This is a genomic window from Bartonella sp. AC130YNZD (genome assembly GCF_042196865.1).
GTDB lineage: Bacteria > Pseudomonadota > Alphaproteobacteria > Rhizobiales > Rhizobiaceae > Bartonella.
Genome location: NZ_JBHIQZ010000064.1, coordinates 1 through 3,555, shown reverse-complemented (window position 1 = coordinate 3,555; position 3,555 = coordinate 1). Strand labels below are relative to the sequence as shown.

Here is a 3,555-nt window from a genome sequence, read left to right as displayed (position 1 = left end):
AGCAACAATGGCACGACCATAGACGCGTGCATAACTAAAAACCGTAGCATCATAAGAAACATGAGCATAATCATAAACATGAGCATTTGCATAAACGCGGGCACGGTCACATACATGGGCATTGCCATAAACACTACCCATTATAATAGCGTTATTAAAAACCTTGGCATTTTCATAAATATGGGCAGGATTTAAAACAAGAGCATTATCGTAAACCCAGCAATTGCCATTATGAGAGAGGTTACTTTCATTTTCAATAAAACCACCCAAGGCACCAGCCTTAACATCGTCAAAATCCCTTAATGCTTGGATGCGATAAAGAGTTTGATTATTAAATACACGTGTCTCATTTGTGAGTGCAAACTTTTTTGCATAGCACAATTCCTTTATAAATAGATTTGAATTTTAGAATGAAATGTTTAAAGAGGGGCGCCCCCGCCGCGCCCGCGCGTCATTTACACAGTTGTAAAAACAATATCACCAGTGATAACGGGTTCTTTATAATTGCCACCAATTTTGGTATCACCACCAATCTCAGTATAGCCATTACCTTGGCATTGCCATAGACATGAGCATCACCATGGACCTTGCCATAAATTTTTGCATTGTCATAAATGCGAGCATCATCATAAACCTCGGCATTATCAGAAATTAAAGCATTATTGGCAACCCAAGCGCCACCATAAACCTTGGCATTGTCATAAACGCAGCCCCTATCATAAACATGGGCATAACCAGTCACTATAGCATTCCCATAAACCTTGGCTTCTCTATTGACCATAGCAGCGCCACAAACATGGGCATTATCGCAAACCCTAGCATTATCAAAAACTATAGCATTTTCATAAACATGGGCATTATCATAAACCTGAGAGGTTCCTAAAACACGTGCTTTATCATAAATCTCAGCATTGCCATAAATTCTAGTTTTATCAAGAAACTTGCCATAAATAGTGTCATAAATTTTTGCATTTCCATACACTTTAGCATGTCCAAAAATATCACCATAAACCAATGCGTTCTCATATACTTGCGCATTGCCATAAACCTCAGCTCTGATATTCAAGCAACGGATAATCTTTCCTTGCAAGCTGAGAGGAATGTTTCGATTGATGCCACACGCAACAGTGCCAATAGCCATCGCGGGGATCAAACATCTCATGTCGCGGTGCACAATGGCTCTCATCTAAGTTCTGGAAAAGAGACCACTGTTCTCTCTGGAAAAGATATCCATATGGCTGCTTCCGATATAGATGCCAAGGGTAATGTTGCTCTTGGCGCGAAAGGGGAGGTAACAATAGGGGTGAGAAACGATGAGATGGAGTATCATCTTCGCACCAAAAACACGAAAGTGGACATGCAAGCCTCTCATGCCGTTGGCTCTTCGATAAAATCGGGAGGTGACACCACTGTCATTGCAGGGCAGGATGGCAAACCACATGATCTTAGCATTACAGGTAGTTCCATTGCGGCTGATGGCAAGGTGGGGCTGAAAGCCAGCAACGATGTCCTGATCAATAATGCAGAGGATAGCTTACAGTATGAGATGTCGTACCATAAAGACGGTGGAGCATTTAGTAGCAACAAATCTGAGCATAACAAGATGGATGTGCGCCAAGTTGTGGGATCAAGCATAACAGGGGGTGAAGGCATTGCCATTGACTCAGGAAACAACACGGAAGTTGTCGCCTCGACGCTCATAGCCGGTAAGGCAGAGGAAACGTCAGGAGAGAAAGCACCAGGAGATCAGAAACAAGCGGATATTACCATTCACTCTGGGGGAAAGATTGTCATAAAAGGCGCCCAAGAACACTTGGATCAGCAAGCACAATCGTCATCAAGTGGCTTTTTGCATGAGGAATCGTCCGATACATCTCAATCGCATACCACAACGGTCTCCTCTATCCTTGGGGCGACGGGCAACATCGTGTTAGACGCACAAGGAGAAGCCAAGATTTCTGCTTCTCATCTGCTTTCCGGTCAAGATATCAATGTGAGCGGAGAAAATGTGACGATTGATGGCATGACAGATCACCATAAAAGCCATTCAGAAACCCATGAAACAGGTTTTGGTGTGGGATCAGGCAAGGGCTTTGTGTCGATATACGGGAGTGAGGGAAAGACAGAAAATGAAGAGAGCTTTGAGCATCAAGGCTCTTCTCTCAATGCGGATGGCAATATCACCATCACTGCCAAGAAAAAAGATGTGACAATTGTTGGCTCTGATCTCGCAGGTGAGAATATTAACCTTTCGGCAGCGCGTGATGTCAATGTGCTTGTTGGTCATAATAGCCATAGGGCAAACTCAAAGGAAGAACGTACAGGCTTTGGGTTTCAGTTTGAAAAGAGCAACAGCGGTGCTTCCTTGGGGGGTGGAATTGCAAGCGCCAAAGATACGGGCGATCAATGGGAAACCACTTCCACACAATCACACATCACGGCACGCCAAGATGTGCAGATTACTGCTGACAATGATGTGAATTTACAAGCAGCCATTGTTTCGGCGGATCGTGATGTCAACATTGATGCAGGCAATAATATCACCCTATCAGAAAGCTATGATACCTCTAACGCAAAAGAAAAGCATGAAAAGTCTTTTGCTGGTGTGACAACTTCCGTTGATATCGGTGTCCTTGGCACGGTACAAGGACTAAAAGATGCCGCAGATCACATGAATAATAAGGATGGTAACAATACAGTTATTAATGGCATACTGACCGGCATGAAAATCAATCACCTCTTTAACAAAGGCAAGAATTTTGTTGATTGGCTGACTGGCAACACAGGAGAAAAGGGGAACATAACCAAAGGACTGAGTAACCCATTAGGAGGATTGGGGGGCTCCACCAAGGATGCTCTTGCCAATATGGCTGGCGCATCTGGCAGTGTAACCGTGGGCTTTAAAACTGAGAAAACAGAAGCCTCTGTTCAGACCTCCACAGCGGTGACAGATAGCATAGAAGGCGGACGCGCTGTTAACATGCATGCCCACGAAGGCAGCATTCATGGTGTTGGCGCTGATATTATCGCTGGTACCAATCCAATCTATGTGCTGGAAAATGATGCACAGAGCGAAAAGATCACCATGGAAGCAGGTAAAGATATCATCTTTGAAAGTGCACAAAACACGCAAAGCACACAAAACAGCAGTGAAAGTGCTTCAATGAGTGTTGGCACCGGTTATGGCACGGGTGGTGCAGGGGCAACGGGCAGTGCTGCTTTTAGTCAAGGGGAAGGTTCCAGTGAGGAAGTTCAACACAAAAACAGCCATATTATAGGCACCGGCACCGTTCATACCATAAGTCAGGCAAACACCACATTGGCAGGCGCCGTGGTTTCTGGAGAGCGTGTAGAAATGGAAGTAGGGGGTGATTTTGCCATTATCAGCCGCAGTGATACGGGACAAACTTCCAGCAAGCAAAACTCTGTTTCTGTTGGGTTTGGTGCTGGACAAACGGGTGGTGGGGGCTCCATGAGCGCCTCTTTCCAAAAGGATAAATCCTCTAGCGATTATCATAGTGTTGTGGAGCAATCAGGCATCAAAGCGGGTGATGG

At 44.8% G+C, this 3,555-nt stretch carries 1 protein-coding gene and 2 pseudogenes; 1 reads left to right on the top strand and 2 read right to left on the bottom strand.

Annotated features, from left to right (window positions below):
• Positions 1-381, bottom strand: a pseudogene (locus tag ACFINU_RS09340) (hypothetical protein); the annotation flags it as partial.
• Positions 382-451: 70 nt separating this feature from the next.
• Positions 452-781, bottom strand: coding sequence for a hypothetical protein (locus ACFINU_RS09335; RefSeq protein ID WP_375667618.1), 330 nt, complete (start codon positions 779-781; stop codon positions 452-454).
• Between the two features lie 267 nt (positions 782-1,048).
• Here ACFINU_RS09335 and ACFINU_RS09330 point away from each other — a divergent pair.
• Positions 1,049-3,555, top strand: a pseudogene (locus ACFINU_RS09330) (hemagglutinin repeat-containing protein); the annotation flags it as partial.